Raw genomic sequence first — 15,061 nt, 5'->3', positions numbered from 1 at the left:
TCTGCGGGACCGGGGGTCTTTTCGTGTCTGGTGACTCAGCGGGTCAGTGGCCCTGCTCGCCGAAACGGACGATCGCCTCGTCGAGGATGCGCTGCGCCTCGGCGGCATTCCCCCACTCGTCGACCTTGACCCACTTGTTGGGCTCGAGGTCCTTGTAGTGCTCGAAGAAGTGCGAGATCTCCTTCTTCGTGTAGTCGGCGATGTCATCGATGTCCTGGATGTGCGCCCAGCGCGGGTCCTTCGACAGCACGGCGACGAGCTTGTCGTCCCCGCCGGCCTCATCGCTCATCTTCAGCACGGCGACGGGACGGACCTCGACGACGACGCCCGGGTAGATGGCGTGGTCGAGGAGCACGAGCACGTCGAGCGGGTCGCCGTCCTCGCCGAGCGTGTTGTCGAAGTAGCCGTAGTCGGCGGGGTAGCCGAAGGTCGTGTAGAGCACGCGGTCGAGGTGCACTCGTCCGGTCTCGTGGTCGACCTCGTACTTCACGCGGCTGCCGCGCGGGATCTCGATGACGGCGTCGTGTGCGCCCATGCGTGTGCTCCTCAGGAAAAGTTCGGTTGGATGCCGCGGACTAGCCTACCTGCGGCTCGCTCCGGCGCTTTCGGAGGAGACGATTCAGCAGACGGCTCATCGGGTCGCTCAGGAGCAGCAGGAACAGCCCCGTGTATCCGTTCGGCGAAGCCGCGACGGCGATCGCGAGTGCGGCGGTGAACAGGACGATCGAGGCGACATCGCCGATGGCCCCCAGGCGGATGGTCTCGGTCGACACGGTGCCGAGGTCGCGATGGCGCGCCAGGTAGAGCCATCCGGCGAGGGTGGTCACCTGCGTCATGATCAGCGTGCCGATGTACACCACGGCCTGCAGCGGGTCGGTGTCCATCTGCCCGATCATCGCGGTCGGAACCGGGAGCCACACGATCGTCGCCATCCACGCGACGTTGATCCACAGCAGGGGACCGGTGACGAACTCCACGTCACGGTACTGGCGGTGGTGTCCCATCCAGAACGTCGCGATCAGGAGGAAACTCAGTCCGAAGCTCAGCAGCTGACCCGAGTGCTCGTCGAAGAACTCGGCTGTGCTCGTATGGTCGGATGCGGCCTCGGACACCGACTCCATGAGGGGAAGGATGAGCAGCGTCATGGCGATCGCGACCACGGCATCGACGAACGCCTTGAAGCGTTCGGTCCGGAAAGGCTGAGTGCGCGGGTGATCGTTCACGGCGTCAGGATAGACCCGTGCTCGTGCCGCCCGCATGGGGTGCGACCGTGCCCTACCGTGGAACCGTGCCATCACTCTCTCCCGCCATCGCCGAGATCCGCCTGGCCGTGCGCACCGCGCTCGTCGACCTTCCCGAAGGTTCGACCGTGATCGTCGCGCTCTCCGGGGGCCCCGATTCTCTCGCGCTCGCCGCGGCGACGGCCTTCGAAGCGTCGAAGCTGGGTCTCCGTGCGGCATCACTGACCGTCGACCACGGCCTGCAGGATGACTCCGCCGAGGTCGCGTCGACGGCGGCACAGGCGGCAGCGGCGCTCGGACTCGACCCGCTGATCGTGCGCGTGCAGGTGGATGGCGAAGGCGGACCTGAGGCCGCAGCGCGCGACGCGCGGTACCGTGTGCTCCGTGACGCGGCGGCGGATGTCCGCGCCGCTGCCGTTCTGCTCGGCCACACCCTCGACGACCAGGCCGAGACCGTGCTCCTCGGACTCGCCCGCGGCTCGGGCGCCACCAGCCTGCAGGGCATGGCGCCCTCGCGGGAAGATGACGACGGGCTCCGTTGGCTGCGTCCGCTGCTCGGCGTCCGTCGCGAGACCACACGGGCGTTCTGCGCCGCATCCGATCTCGAGGTCTGGGACGACCCTCACAACTTCGACGACCGTTACGCGCGGGTGCGGGTGCGGGAGCGCGTGCTGCCGGTGCTCGAGGCCGAGCTCGGCCCGGGCATCGCCGAGGCCCTCGTCCGCACCGCGGAGCAGCTGCGGGAGGACGCCGAGGCCTTCGACGAGATGATCCACGAGACGATCGAGGACATCGTCGAGCATGCGGAGGCGGGGATCTCGGTGAGCGTCGCGGCGCTCGCCGCCAACCCCGCAGCACTGCGCAACCGCATCATCCGCCTCGTCGTCGACAGCGAGTTCGGGGTGAGTCTCACGAGGACGCAGACCATCGAGGTCGCGCGGCTCGTCACCGATTGGCGCGGTCAGGGGCCGATCGATCTGCCCGGGTGCGCGGCTGTGCGCCAGGGCGGCCGCATCGTCTTCACCGCATCCGGTCGCTGAGGACCCTCCGCCGAAGCGCCTTCGCCTCGCGACCGGAAGTGCGGGGTGTGACTACTTCTTGCCGCCGAAGAGGCCGCCGAGGATGCCGCCGAGGTCGATGCCGCCGCCGGAGCCGCCGCTCTTGCCACCGCCGAGCAGTCCGCCGATCACGTCGCCGATTCCGCCTCCGCCTGCCGAACCGCCGCTGTTGCCACCGCCGAGGATCCCGCCGATGACGTCGCCGATGCCGCCCGAGCTCTCGGCTCCGGCATCCGCCTTCGCCGTCTTGTCCTTCGTCGCGTTCGCGATGAGGCCCATCACGATGGGGGCGAGGATCGGGAGGAGCTTGCCGAAGTCGATGCCGGGAGTAGCCTTCGACTCGGTGAGCTCCTTCGTGACCTCCGTCTTCTTGGAGCCGAGGATGTGCGCGACGATCTTGTCGCCGTCGGCCTGATCGATGTCGTCGACCTTCGAAGCGCCGGCCGTGCCCTCGTGCTTCTTCAGCGCGTTCTGGATGGCCGCGGAGCCCTCGTCGGTCTCTGCGTTCTTCGCGAGCCCGCCCAGCAGCACGGCGCCGCCCTGCTCGACAGCGACCTTCGCCTCGTCCCGCGAGACACCCAGCTTCTCGGCGATGTCGTCGATCGGAACCTGCTTGAGGATGTCGTCAAGAGCCATGGTGAATCCTTCCGTCCGGGGCGTCCGCCCACATCACCGCTCACAGTAGTGCGGATGCGGTGGGCATGGGGAGATCTGCCCATCGGCAGCGTCGGACGCGTGACGTAGGGTAGACGCGTCCGGGGGGAAAGGGCATCGGTGACCGATCTCGATGTTCAGAAAGAAGCGCTCGATGCAGCGCAGGCACGGCTCACTGCGGGGCCGCGCCGATCATCACGTCGTGCCTGTCGTTCGGCGGTGCCGGATCGTCTTCGGTCGAGGGCGCTCTGGGTGAGGCCGAGTCGCTGCTGACGCAGATACTGTCGGCTCTCGCGCAGACGGCGACCAACTCTGCGACCGATGCGGCATCCGTGGCATCGACCTTCACCGCCAACGACGAGGCGCTCGCGCAGCAGGCGGCGCAATGAGTCTGCCAGGCCTGATCGACGATCCGGCTCGCGGAGACGCGGGCGCCGTGAGTGGGTATGCGACCACGTTCTCCACGCGGGCGGCGTCGTCGCGAGAGCGCAAGGGCGATGCGGATGCGGCGCTGGCGAGCGTCACGTCGATGACGGCGTCCGCGGCGGACGAACTCGGTGCGCGCGTGGTGCTCCTGTCGCAGCGCCTGGGCGAGGCGGCTGAGGGGCTGGACGGCATCTCGACGGCGGTGTCGGCGTATGCGACCGATCTGGAGGGGCTGAAGAGCGAGGGTGCCCGTCGGCTGCGGGCGGCGCAGAACGCCTATGACCACATCTTCGTGCGTCGGGCCGAGGCCTTGAGCGCGGCGAGCGAGTTCGTCACCGGCTGGGCGCCGCCGTGGGACGCGGTGCTGCCGTCGTGGATGTACGTCGACGACCCGAGCTACCTGCGTCGCTGGCAGGATGCGATCGACGACTATTACACGGCGCGGGCGTCGTACAACGCGCTGGCGGAGGAGCGCACGGCGATCGACCAGCGTGCCGTGAACGCGGTCGCCGCCGTGCCGCTCATCTCCGCCGTCACGCAGGGCGGGAAGGTCGGCGGTGCGGGGTTCGCGGCAGCCAGTCTCGCGTGGGCGGGGAACGTCAATGCGATCACGGCCGAGTCCCTGGCCGGTCTCGGGGGTCCGGACATCATCCGTGAGACGTGGAACACGATGGATCAGGCGACGCGGGATGCGCTGCTTGCCGCATCACCGATGATCCTCGGGAACCTCAACGGCATCCCGATCCGTGACCGGGTCACCGCGAACCGCACCAACATCCGCGCCGAGATCGCGCGGCGGGAAGCGGAGATCGCCCGGCTCCAGGAGAAGCTCGACGGGATGACGGCGCGGAACCACTGGAGCGCCCAGCGACGGAAGAGCCTGAGCGACGAGATCGCCGAGCTGCGGGAGCCGATCGGTGCGTGGAAGGATCTGCTCGGACAGAAGATCAACTGGGTGGACTTGAACCGCGTGACGCACGATGAGATTGGTGCTCGCGTCGTCGTTTTCGATCCAGCATCGGATGCGATCGCAACGTATCACGGTCCCCTCGACGATGTCACTGGTGACATTCCTGCTTGGGTTGAGAACGTGGCGGTATCGGTTCCTGGCACGGGGGCGACAACTGCAGCGTTCTCAGACGATGTTTCACGTCAACTTCAAGATAGGGCGGGCAGTACCTCTGCCGTCTTCCAGTGGGCGGGCGGGAGGTTCCCCGGGAGTATCCCGGAAGCGATGACGTGGGGCTATGCGGAGAATCTCGCTCCGAAGCTCCGAGACTTCGTTGGAGCGATAGCGCGTCCTCCTGGCTCCGTGCTCACTGTGCTCGGACACAGTTACGGTGGGGCGACCGTGGGTCTTGCGGAAGCGGCGGGCCTGGAGGCCGATCGGGTTCTCTACGTGGCTGCTGCCGGAATGGGACACGGCGTATCAGGCCTTGAGGACTTCCCGAACACGAGTGATGTGCCGCACTACGCGATGATGGTGCGCAACGACAGCGTCGTCGGTGCCATCCAGCCTGACGCGATGAGCTGGATGCACGGGCAATCTGCTGTCGATGCGGAAGGCGTCACACGTCTTGAGACCGGGTGGATCGACGACGGGGATCTCGAGAGCGTGGATCTGGAGGACTACGACGATCCTGATACTGAATTCCCCGCCGCCATCGATGCGCACAGCACCATCTACAAAAGGGGCTCTACAGCCTTCAACAACATGGTGGCGGTGATCACGGGCGGAGATGCGGTTACGTGGGCGCCGGATGATTTCGTCCGCACGCCGCGTGTCAGTGTCCGTCATGACGGGATCGATATGCCGGGGTATGAGCCGGATTACCTCACAATCGAATGATGAGACGTCTGTTGGGAGTGGTCCTCGCTGTTGTCGGCGTGCTGGCCCTGGGGGGATGTGGAATGACGCCGGAGAGTCGGCTGGACGAGTACCAGGAGAAGGCAGATGCTCTTGCGATGAGTGTGGTTGGGCTCATCCCTGAGGAGTTGCAGCCGGTGATGGATGGAGACTTGAGATCAGAGGGCACGGCACCGCTGAACGGGGTCACATCGGAGCGAAGGCCTCAAGACGTGGCCTGGTGGGAGTCGCAGGCCAACGTCAGTCTGATTGCGAAGGAGAACGCAGCAGCAGATGCAATCGTCGCGGTGACGGACGCGCTCGAGGCTGATGGATGGACCACCAAGCGGGTCGATGAAACCGACGGGGGGGAGACCATCACAGATGGTTTCCGTCGCGACGGTTGGTATATCGAGATCGCGTGGACGCGGACGGTGCCGGGGAAGGTGGAGCGTTTCGACATCTCAGTCGTGAGTCCGAATACCGTGCGCGGGGACCACGACGACATCTACTCATGAGCGTGATGTCCGTGTCTGGACCGCGTGTGTTCTGGTCCTGGTCGCGGGATCGACTGATGCGGAGATGGTGGGGAATCGTTGCACTGCTCGCGTCGGTGGGCTTGATCGGAGGATGTGCCGTGTCGGCTGAAAGTCGATTGGATGAGTTTCGAGCTGAGGGCGAGGCGATCTCGCATCAGATTGTCGAGTCGATCCCCACTGAAGTGATTGCGGAAGGCCCCGACACTGACTCTCGAGGACAGTTGGCGCCGAGCATGGGGCAGACTCCTCAGACGCCGGCGTGGTGGCAAGTGGATACCTTCGTAGACCTTGTCAATGAGCCTGCGGCGTCTGAGACGGCCGCAACGGCTGTCGAGTCTGCGCTGGTCGATGACGGGTGGGTCAAAGCTGAAGAGCGCGGATCCTCGGATCCGGTTTACAAGTCGGACGAGTATCGGCGCGATGGCTGGTATGTGGCTGTTGGTTGGGTTCGGTCGGATCCGAGCACCGTCGAAAGCTTCAGCATCCTCGTGGTGAGCCCCGATACGGTTCGCGGCGATCACGAGGACGTGTATTCCTGAGCGGAATCGCGGATGGTTCGCACAGGGATGAGAGGCACGGGGGTTGCGCTGACGCTCGTCGCCGTGTTCGCGCTGGGGAATGTTCGGTGAGCGTAAGTGAGAGCCGTCTCGACGACTACAGGATTGAAGCGGACGAGCGGGTTGCGGAGGTCGTCGAGCTGATTCCGGAGGAATTCCAACCGAGCCCGGTACAGGTGCACGCGTCGAGGGCGCTCGTCGATGGGATGGCAGCCGATGGGTGGGAGCACGAGCGGGTCCGAGAGACCTCGGAAAGCCAGCTCGTGACAGAGGGCTTCCATCGCGACGATTGGTACGTGGAGGTCGTCTGGGTGACCGCAGCGTCGGGGCTTCACGAGGCGATCGACATCCGAGTGCTCAGTCCCAAGACGGTTCGCGGCGATCACGACGAGATTCGCTCCTGAACATGAGACGTTTCTGGGGAGTGATGGGCGTGCTCATTGCTGCTTTCGTGTTGAGCGGTTGCGCCGCCGCGGAGAGTCGCCATGATGCGTATCAGGTGCAGGCGGAAGCGCTGGCGGAGGAGATCGTGGGGATGATCCCGGCGGACCTCGCGCCGTCGACGCCGCCTGATGTGGAGTCCCGAGGGCGGATGCTCCAGAACCCGGTAGCTGCCGGACCGTCTGCCGAGGACTCGGTCTGGTGGCAGGTCGACACCTATGTTGAGCCGGTTCAGCGCGACGGGGCTTCTGAAGAGGCCGCGAAGGCGATCGCCACCCAGCTGCTCGCAGACGGGTGGGAGCACACGGACGCTCGTGAGACGTCGGAGGGGCGACGCACCGCCGACGCCTACGGCAAGGACGACTGGTATGTCGAGGTAACGTGGGTGCGCTCCGAGGAGGGCAAGTACGAGACCATCGAGATCGGCGTGCTCAGCCCGAAGACCACCCGCGGCGACCACGACGAGATCCATTCCTGATCGCAACGGAGAACCCTGAACCGGAGCACCCGGTTCCGTCACCTAAAATCGATCCATGCGCGCCGCGGAGATCCAGGACGACCTTGCTCAGATCCTCGTCACAGAGGAGGAGATCCTCGCCAAGCTCGATGAGCTGGCGACGCAGGTCGCCCACGACTACGAGGGCAAAGACCTCGTGCTCGTCGGCGTCCTCAAGGGGGCCGTCATGGTCATGGCCGACTTCGCCCGCGCCCTGCCGTTCCACGCCCCGATGGACTGGATGGCGGTGTCGAGCTACGGCGCCAGCACCAAGTCGAGCGGTGTCGTGCAGATCCGCAAAGACCTCGACACCGACCTCAACGGCAAGCACGTCCTGATCGTCGAGGACATCATCGACTCGGGTCTGACCCTCAGCTGGCTGCTCGAGAACTTCGGATCCCGCGGCGCCGAGTCGATCGAGGTGCTCGCCCTGCTGCGCAAGCCCGAGGCCGCGAAGGTCCACATCGACTGCAAGTACGTCGGCTTCGACATCCCCACCGACTTCGTCGTCGGATACGGCCTCGACTACGACGAGCGCTACCGCAACCTGCGCGACGTCGCGGTGCTCGCCCCGCACGTCTACTCCTGACGCGCGGCACGCTACGCCGTGGGTGAACGTACAGCGACCCCCTAGGGCGCGCGCGATACGCTGATCCGATCATGGATGTGAAGAAGCTCACCCGGAATCCGCTGATCTACGTCGCGCTGATCGGCCTGCTGCTGTTCGGCGGCTTCCTGCTGATCTCGAATCTGGGTGCGCCCAAGCAGATCACGACGCAGGAGGGGCTCAAGCTCCTCTCCGGCACCACGGTCACCGAGGTCGTCAACACCGACGGCGACCAGCGCGTCGACATGACCCTCTCCAAGGCGTTCGAGGGCTCCGAGAATGTGCAGTTCTACTACGTCGACGCCCGCGCCGACGAGGTCGTCAGCGCGATCAACGAGGCTGCTCCCAAGGACGGCTTCAACGACGCCGTGCCGCGTGCGACCTGGTTCGACGGCTTCCTCTCGCTCCTCCTCCCGCTCGTGCTGCTGGGCCTCCTGTTCTGGTGGCTGCTGTCGTCGATGCAGGGCGGCGGCGGCAAGGTCATGCAGTTCGGCAAGTCCAAGGCCAAGCTCGTCAACAAGGAGACGCCGACCGTCACCTTCGCCGACGTCGCCGGTGCCGACGAGGCCATCGAAGAGCTCCACGAGATCAAGGAGTTCCTGCAGGATCCCGCGAAGTTCCAGGCCATCGGCGCCCGCATCCCGAAGGGCGTGCTCCTTTACGGCCCTCCCGGAACCGGCAAGACGCTCCTCGCCCGCGCCGTCGCCGGCGAGGCAGGCGCCCCGTTCTACTCGATCTCGGGATCGGACTTCGTCGAGATGTTCGTCGGTGTCGGTGCCTCCCGTGTGCGCGACCTCTTCGGCCAGGCCAAGGAGAACGCCCCCGCCATCATCTTCATCGACGAGATCGACGCCGTCGGCCGCCACCGCGGTGCCGGCATGGGCGGCGGAAACGACGAGCGCGAGCAGACCCTCAACCAGATGCTGGTCGAGATGGACGGCTTCGACCCGAACGCGAACGTCATCGTGATCGCCGCGACCAACCGCCCCGACATCCTCGACCCGGCACTGCTGCGCCCCGGCCGCTTCGACCGCCAGATCGGCGTCGACGCCCCCGACCTCAAGGGCCGCCAGCGGATCCTCGAGGTGCACAGCAAGGGCAAGCCGCTCTCGAAGAACGTCGACCTCGAAGTCGTCGCCCGCAAGACCCCAGGGTTCACCGGTGCCGACCTGGCCAACGTCCTCAACGAGGCCGCGCTGCTCACCGCCCGCTCGAACGCGCAGTTGGTCGACAACCGCGCCCTCGACGAGGCCATCGACCGCGTGATCGCCGGACCGCAGCGCCGCACCCGTGTGATGCGCGACAAGGAGAAGCTGATCACCGCGTACCACGAGGGTGGACACGCCCTCGCGGCGGCGGCGATGAACTACACCGACCCGGTCACCAAGATCACGATCCTGCCCCGCGGCAAGGCCCTCGGATACACGATGGTGCTGCCGCTGGACGACAAGTACTCGGTCACCCGCAACGAGCTCCAGGACCAACTGACCTACGCCATGGGCGGTCGCGTCGCCGAGGAGATCATCTTCCACGACCCCACCACCGGTGCATCGAACGACATCGAGAAGGCGACGTCGATCGCCCGCAAGATGGTGCTCGAGTACGGCATGACCACACAGGTCGGACCGGTCAAGCTCGGCAGCGAGGGCGGCGAACCCTTCGCCGGTCGTGACATGGGCCGTGGCCGCGAATACTCCGAGCGCGTCGCCGAGCGGGTGGATGCCGAAGTGCGCGCGCTCATCGAGCAGGCGCACAACGAGGCGTACGAGGTCATCAGCGCGAACCGCGACATCCTCGACAAGCTCGCCCTGGCGCTCCTCGAGGAGGAGACCCTCGACCACAACCAGATCGCCGAGATCTTCACCGAGGTGAAGAAGCTTCCGGAGCGTCCGCTGTGGCTGTCGAGTGAAGACCGTCCGGTGTCGGAGCGGCCCCCGATCGAGGTGCCCAAGAAGGACGTCTCGCTCGCGGCATCCGTCGAGGCACCCGCCACCGCACCCCGCGCGCAGCAGGGCTCGGCGGGAGCCGGGAACCCGCGACCCGCGACGGCGTGACGTGACCGTCGACAGGCACCGTGTCGAGCGACTCACCCGCGAGCTGCTCGAGGCCATCGGCGAAGATCCTGATCGACCGGGGCTGAAGCAGACGCCGTCGCGCATGGCCGAGCTGTACTCCGAGTTCTTCGCGGGCGTCGGGGAGGATCCCACCGAACCGCTCGCACGCACCATCAGCGTCTCGCGCGGACCCGCGCCCGACACCCTGCCTTCCGGGGCCGTGCTGCTGCGCGACATCCGCTTCCGTTCGGTCTGCGAGCACCACCTGCTGCCGTTTGCTGGGCACGCTCACATCGCGTATCTCCCGGGCGAGCAGGTCGTCGGTCTCGGGGCGCTCGTTCGCGTGGTCGAGATCCTCGCCGCCCGTCCGCAGGTGCAGGAACGCCTCGGCGAGCAGATCGCCGACACGATCGCGGAGCATCTCGACACCCGGGGAGTGCTCGTCGTGCTCGACGCCTCGCACGGCTGCGTCACGATGCGCGGCGGACGCCAGAGTGAGGCGTCCACCCTCACGATCGCGGCGCGCGGGGAGTACACGGATGCCGTCGCCAGGACCGAGCTCATCACGCTGATCGGCGCGTCGGCGGGATCCGGAGCAGCGCGCTGATGACGAGCATCTGGGGCATCGTCAATGTGACCCCCGACTCCTTCAGCGACGGCGGTCGTTACCTCGACGTCGATCGGGCGGTCGCCCACGGTCTGCGCTTGCGGGCCGAAGGCGCCGCGGTGCTCGACGTCGGCGGTGAGTCGACCCGGCCCGGCGCCGACCGCATCGGTGCCGATATCGAACAACAGCGGGTGATCCCGGTGATCGAGCAGCTCGCCGCGGCAGGCGTGCCGGTCAGCATCGACACGCTCAACGCGGGCACCGCCGCCGCAGCCGTGCGGGCCGGCGCGCGCATCGTGAACGACGTCTCCGGAGGGCTTGCAGACCCCGACATGCGGGCAGCCGTCGCGGAATCCGGGGCAGACTACGCGATCGGCCACTGGCGCGGATTCTCCTCCGACATGTATGCGAACGCCGAGTACCGTCGCGTCGCGCGCGAGGTGGCGGGAGAGCTGCAGGAGCGCATGGGCGAAGCCGCCGCATCCGGGATCGCACCGTCGCGACTGATCCTCGATCCGGGTATCGGGTTCGCGAAAGCCGGCGCGCAGAACTGGGACGTGCTGCGCGGACTCGACGAGATCGTCGCTCTGGGTCCTCGCGTGCTCATCGGCACCTCGCGCAAGCGCTTCCTGGCGGAGGCGCTGCGTCAGCAAGCCGGCGCGGACGACGAGGTCTCCGAGTCACGCCGCGATCTCGCGACGGCCGTCACCAGCGCCCTGGCGGCCCGCGCCGGGGTGTGGGCGGTGCGCGTGCACGACGTGGCCGGCACCCGCGATGCGCTCGCGATCACGCACGCCTGGGCAGGCTGAACCCCCACCCAGCCGAGGGGGTGGGTCCCCCGTACGCTAGAGTCATGGATTTCCTCGATGAGATCGTCCTCACCGGTCTGACCGTCTTCGGCCGCCACGGCGTCTACACGCACGAGCGGGAAGAGGGCCAGGACTTCACGATCGACCTCCGCCTGCGCTTGTCGCTGGATCAGGCCGCGGCCTCTGACGACGTGACCGACACCGTGCACTACGGCGAGCTCGCCGAGAAGGTGGCGGCGATCGTCGCGGGCGAGCCGGTGAATCTGATCGAGACGCTCGCGGAACGCATCGCGTCGGCGGCGCTCGAGGACGAGCGGGTGCAGAACGTGACGGTGACCGTGCACAAGCCGCACGCCCCGATCCCGCTGAACTTCGCCGATGTGGCGGTCACTGTGAACCGCAGCCGCCCGCCGCAGGCGCTCGAGGACATCACGATATGAGCCGGGACCTCGCGAAAGCGCCCGAGCTGCCCGACCCCCGCCCGGCACGCCCGGAGACCGTGGCCGTCGTCGCCCTCGGCGCGAACCTCGGTGACCGGCACGAGACGATCCGCGCCGCGGCGCAACGGATCGCCCGCCTGCCGCTCGTGAGCGATGTGCGACTCTCCGACCTGTTCGAGACCGTCGCACTCCGCCTCGACGGACCGGATCCCGAGGCGCCGGGGTACGTGAACGCGGTCGCCCTGGTCACCACGCGTCTCGCCCCGGAGATCCTCCTCGGGATGCTGCACGCCATCGAGGACGAGAACGGTCGGGAGCGCCGCGAGCGGTGGGGCGACCGCACGCTCGACCTCGACCTCATCGCGTACGGGGACGTCGTCTCGGACGAACCGCGTCTGCAGCTGCCGCACCCGCGCGCCGCGGAACGCCTCTTCGTGCTCGACCCCTGGCTCGACGTCGACCCGGATGCGGAGCTTCTCGGACGAGGGCGCGTGGCCGACCTCGCGGCCGATCTGCGCGGCCGGGGCGAACGATGAGGCGCACCTCTGCGGGGCTCCTGCTTCTGCTCGCACTGCTCGCGGCCGGTGGCGGTTTCCTGCTCGATCATCTGCTCACGGCGTCCGGCCGGGTCACGTTCACGCCGTCGCTGCTGCTCCCGGTGCTGCTTCTGCTCATCGCCACTGCCTCCCTGGGCGTCGCCTGGCCGGTGCGCCGCAGCGTGCGCTCGGGCGTGCGTATCGATCCGTTCCGCGCGCTGAGAGCGGCGACGCTCGCCCGTGCCTCGAGCCTGCTCGGTGCCATCATGGCGGGCTTCGGAGCGGGGCTGCTGGTGTTCCTCCTCTCGCGGCCGGTCGATCCACAGGTAGGGTCGACTGTGGCCATGCTGGCCCTCATCGGTAGCGCGATCGTCCTCACGATCGCCGCGCTCGTCGCCGAACAGTTCTGCACCCTGCCGAAGGATCCTGATGACTCAGAACCCAGAGACCGCGCCCCTGAACCCGGCGGAGGGCACTGACCTCGACGCCCTCGACCAGGGCACGTACTCCGAGCTGCGGACGGCTCGGAACGAGGCCCGGCTGGAGCTCGACGGTGCGTGGCACCAGATCTCGCCGCGCTACGTGGTGTCGCAGATCGTGCAGAACGTGATCTTCCTCGTGATCGTCGCCGCCGCGGCGCTCGTGCTCAGCCTCGTGCTGGACCAGCGGTGGGTGTGGATCCCCGCCGGAGTCGTCCTCCTCATCACGGTGATCGCGCTCATCATCCTCCCGCGGCAGGCGAAGGCGATCGGCTACATGCTGCGCGCTGACGACATCGTGTTCCGCAAGGGCATCCTCTGGCAGCGCATGATCGCCGTGCCTTACGGCCGTATGCAGCTGGTGGACATCACCCAGGGTCCGCTCGACCGCGGCTTCGGCATCGCGCAGCTCAAGATGGTGACGGCCGCCGCGACGACCGGCGTGCAGATCCCCGGCCTCACCCAGGAGGCGGCGGAGGCGCTGCGCGACACCCTCATCCACGTCGCCGAGACCCGCCGGACCGGCCTGTGAGCGAGCCGCAGCTCCCGCCCGCCCCGAGGACGCGGGCGACCGGCGTCGACTCGTCGACCACCCTCGCCAACGGCGAGTGGCACCGCATGCATCCGCTCACGCCGCTCTTCAAGGGCGGGCTGGTGCTGATCATCGTCGCCGGCATCGTGATCACGAACATGCGCGATCGTCTCATCACCTGGGCCGTCGCGCTCTTCGCGCCGGAAGAGGCGCACGTCGGTGACTACTCCGGCGGCGATCCCGTCGACTGGGTGCTCTCCAACAACCTGATCCTCGTCGCGCTGCTCAGTGTGCTGGGACTCGTCATCGTTCTCGTGCTGATCTTCTGGTTCGTCCGGCGCTTCCATCAGTTCCGGATCACCGGCGACCACGTCGAGGTGCGCAAGGGGTTCATCTTCCGCTCGCACCGCCGGGCTCCGCTCGATCGCGTGCAGGGCGTCAACCTGACCCGTCCGTTCCCGGCGCGCATCATCGGACTCGCGAAGCTGGAGGTCGTGGGCGCCGGAAACGATGCGAACGTCGAACTCGAGTACCTCGCGACGTCGCGCGCCGAGTCCGTGAGGTCGGACATCCTGCGCCTGGCATCGGGCGCCAGAGCTGCCCGCAACGCCGCGCTGAACCCGGGTTCCGTCTCGGCCCCGGCTGCGACCGCGCCGGGATCCGCGCGTGCGCAGCTGGTCGGATCGGTGAACGCCGGAGTCAACGACCTCCTCGCGGGCGTCGACCTCGCCGACGTCGTCCCCGAGAGCGTCGTCAAGATCCCGACCGGGCGCCTCGTCGGATCGCAGTTGATCTCGGGTCTGCTGTGGGTCGTGTTCTTCGGCGCGATCTTCGCGATCGCGTTCGGCAGCGCGCTGATCGGCCTGCTTATCGACGGCGACACCGACGGCGGCGTCGTGCTGCTCGGGCTGGGCTTCGGCATGGGAGTGCCGCTGGTGATCGCCGTGGTCGGTATCACCTGGGCGCAGATCTCGAAGTCGTTGCGCTACTCGATCGCCCCCACCCCCGACGGCGTGCGCATCACGTACGGGCTCCTCACGACCGTGACCGAGACGCTCCCGCCTGGGCGCATCTTCGCCGTCGAGGTGACGCAGTCGCTGCTGTGGCGCCCGTTCGGCTGGTGGACGATCAAGATCAACCGGATGAGCGGCAAGAGCGCCGCTCAGCAGTCCTCCGGCAGTGGACAGCAGTTCAACGTGGTGCTGCCGGTCGGCAAGCGCGCCGACGTCGAGCGCGTGCTCGCGCTGGTGCTGCCGGACGTTCCCGCCGAGAGCATCCACTCACTCTGGGAGCAGGGCGTCGTCGGCCCGGTCGAAGGCGACACGTACCGCACGATGCCGCGGCGCGCATGGTGGCGGCGTCCCTTCTCCTGGAAGCGCCACGGCTACCTCGTCGAGGAGTTCGGCCTGCTGCTGCGTCGGGGCATCGTCTGGCGCAAGCTCGCCGTGTTCCCGCTCGCGCGCCTGCAGGGCGTCTCGCTCAGTCAGGGGCCGATCGACCGGTCGCAGCGGGTCTCGGGCGCGCAGGTGCATTCGGTTCCGGGACCCATCACCGGCTACCTCTCCGGCCTCGAGCGCGCCGATGCCCTGGCGCTGCTCGACGACGTCAGCCGGGCGGCCGCCGAGGCCGCATCGCGCGACACGACCCACCGCTGGAGCGAGCATGCGGCCGCCGCATCCGAGACGCAGCCCGTGGGGCCGCCCGCGTACGCAGGTCCGCCGTCCGTGACTCCGCCGCCG

18 protein-coding genes are annotated in these 15,061 nt (G+C 67.7%); 15 read left to right on the top strand and 3 right to left on the bottom strand.

What is annotated here, in order from left to right:
* Positions 1-43: 43 nt before the first annotated feature.
* Entirely contained in the window at positions 44-535 is a 492-nt protein-coding gene (locus tag ACNPM4_RS03240; RefSeq protein WP_046014122.1) for an inorganic diphosphatase, read from the bottom strand.
* Positions 536-575: 40 nt separating this feature from the next.
* Complete coding sequence (locus ACNPM4_RS03235; RefSeq protein ID WP_448984679.1) at positions 576-1,223, bottom strand: TMEM175 family protein; 648 nt, start codon at positions 1,221-1,223, stop codon at positions 576-578.
* A gap of 65 nt (positions 1,224-1,288) precedes the next feature.
* On the opposite strand from ACNPM4_RS03235, the gene tilS reads away from it, so the two are divergent.
* Positions 1,289-2,281 carry a tRNA lysidine(34) synthetase TilS gene (gene tilS, locus ACNPM4_RS03230; RefSeq protein ID WP_448984678.1) on the top strand — a complete coding sequence of 331 codons (993 nt, stop codon included), beginning with the start codon at positions 1,289-1,291 and terminating at the stop codon, positions 2,279-2,281.
* A 51-nt stretch (positions 2,282-2,332) separates the two neighbouring features.
* On the opposite strand, the gene ACNPM4_RS03225 is transcribed toward tilS, so the two are convergent.
* Positions 2,333-2,935, bottom strand: coding sequence for a DUF937 domain-containing protein (locus ACNPM4_RS03225; RefSeq protein WP_029262850.1), 603 nt, complete (start codon positions 2,933-2,935; stop codon positions 2,333-2,335).
* Positions 2,936-3,755: 820 nt separating this feature from the next.
* Here ACNPM4_RS03225 and ACNPM4_RS03220 point away from each other — a divergent pair.
* From ACNPM4_RS03220 to ACNPM4_RS03155, 14 genes are all read left to right on the top strand, one after another.
* Positions 3,756-5,228 (top strand): alpha/beta hydrolase, encoded by a 1,473-nt coding sequence (locus tag ACNPM4_RS03220; protein WP_448984677.1) that lies wholly within the window; start codon positions 3,756-3,758, stop codon positions 5,226-5,228.
* Entirely contained in the window at positions 5,228-5,743 is a 516-nt protein-coding gene (locus ACNPM4_RS03215; RefSeq protein WP_448984676.1) for a hypothetical protein, read from the top strand. Before ACNPM4_RS03220 ends, ACNPM4_RS03215 begins: the two co-directional genes overlap by 1 nt.
* 119 nt (positions 5,744-5,862) lie before the next feature.
* Entirely contained in the window at positions 5,863-6,303 is a 441-nt protein-coding gene (locus tag ACNPM4_RS03210) for a hypothetical protein (RefSeq protein WP_448984675.1), read from the top strand.
* A gap of 86 nt (positions 6,304-6,389) precedes the next feature.
* Complete coding sequence (locus tag ACNPM4_RS03205) at positions 6,390-6,725, top strand: hypothetical protein (protein ID WP_448984674.1); 336 nt, start codon at positions 6,390-6,392, stop codon at positions 6,723-6,725.
* Positions 6,726-6,727: 2 nt separating this feature from the next.
* The gene (locus ACNPM4_RS03200) at positions 6,728-7,240 is read left to right on the top strand and encodes a hypothetical protein (RefSeq protein WP_448984673.1); all 513 of its coding nucleotides are present in this window, start codon (positions 6,728-6,730) and stop codon (positions 7,238-7,240) included.
* Between the two features lie 55 nt (positions 7,241-7,295).
* Positions 7,296-7,847, top strand: a complete 552-nt coding sequence (gene hpt, locus ACNPM4_RS03195; RefSeq protein ID WP_448984672.1) for a hypoxanthine phosphoribosyltransferase — start codon at positions 7,296-7,298, stop codon at positions 7,845-7,847.
* A gap of 71 nt (positions 7,848-7,918) precedes the next feature.
* Positions 7,919-9,919: an ATP-dependent zinc metalloprotease FtsH gene (gene ftsH / locus ACNPM4_RS03190; protein ID WP_105711033.1), complete on the top strand. Its 2,001-nt coding sequence runs from the start codon at positions 7,919-7,921 to the stop codon at positions 9,917-9,919.
* Between the two features lies 1 nt (position 9,920).
* Entirely contained in the window at positions 9,921-10,526 is a 606-nt protein-coding gene (folE, locus tag ACNPM4_RS03185) for a GTP cyclohydrolase I (RefSeq protein WP_448984671.1), read from the top strand.
* The gene (gene folP, locus ACNPM4_RS03180) at positions 10,526-11,335 is read left to right on the top strand and encodes a dihydropteroate synthase (protein ID WP_448984670.1); all 810 of its coding nucleotides are present in this window, start codon (positions 10,526-10,528) and stop codon (positions 11,333-11,335) included. The genes folE and folP overlap by 1 nt, the downstream gene beginning before the upstream one ends.
* Positions 11,336-11,379: 44 nt before the next feature.
* Positions 11,380-11,775 (top strand): dihydroneopterin aldolase, encoded by a 396-nt coding sequence (gene folB, locus ACNPM4_RS03175; RefSeq protein WP_029262840.1) that lies wholly within the window; start codon positions 11,380-11,382, stop codon positions 11,773-11,775.
* Positions 11,772-12,311: a 2-amino-4-hydroxy-6-hydroxymethyldihydropteridine diphosphokinase gene (gene folK, locus ACNPM4_RS03170; protein WP_029262839.1), complete on the top strand. Its 540-nt coding sequence runs from the start codon at positions 11,772-11,774 to the stop codon at positions 12,309-12,311. The genes folB and folK overlap by 4 nt, the downstream gene beginning before the upstream one ends.
* Positions 12,308-12,790, top strand: a complete 483-nt coding sequence (locus ACNPM4_RS03165) for a DUF3180 domain-containing protein (RefSeq protein WP_448984669.1) — start codon at positions 12,308-12,310, stop codon at positions 12,788-12,790. The genes folK and ACNPM4_RS03165 overlap by 4 nt, the downstream gene beginning before the upstream one ends.
* The gene (locus ACNPM4_RS03160; protein WP_448984668.1) at positions 12,741-13,322 is read left to right on the top strand and encodes a PH domain-containing protein; all 582 of its coding nucleotides are present in this window, start codon (positions 12,741-12,743) and stop codon (positions 13,320-13,322) included. Before ACNPM4_RS03165 ends, ACNPM4_RS03160 begins: the two co-directional genes overlap by 50 nt.
* Positions 13,319-15,061: PH domain-containing protein (locus ACNPM4_RS03155; protein WP_448984667.1), on the top strand; the 1,743-nt coding region annotated here is incomplete at its 3' end. The genes ACNPM4_RS03160 and ACNPM4_RS03155, both read left to right, overlap by 4 nt.

This window comes from Microbacterium umsixpiens (genome assembly GCF_053543675.1).
The sequence above is the reverse complement of the archived record's forward strand: the minus strand, read 5'-3'. Positions and strand labels throughout refer to the sequence as shown.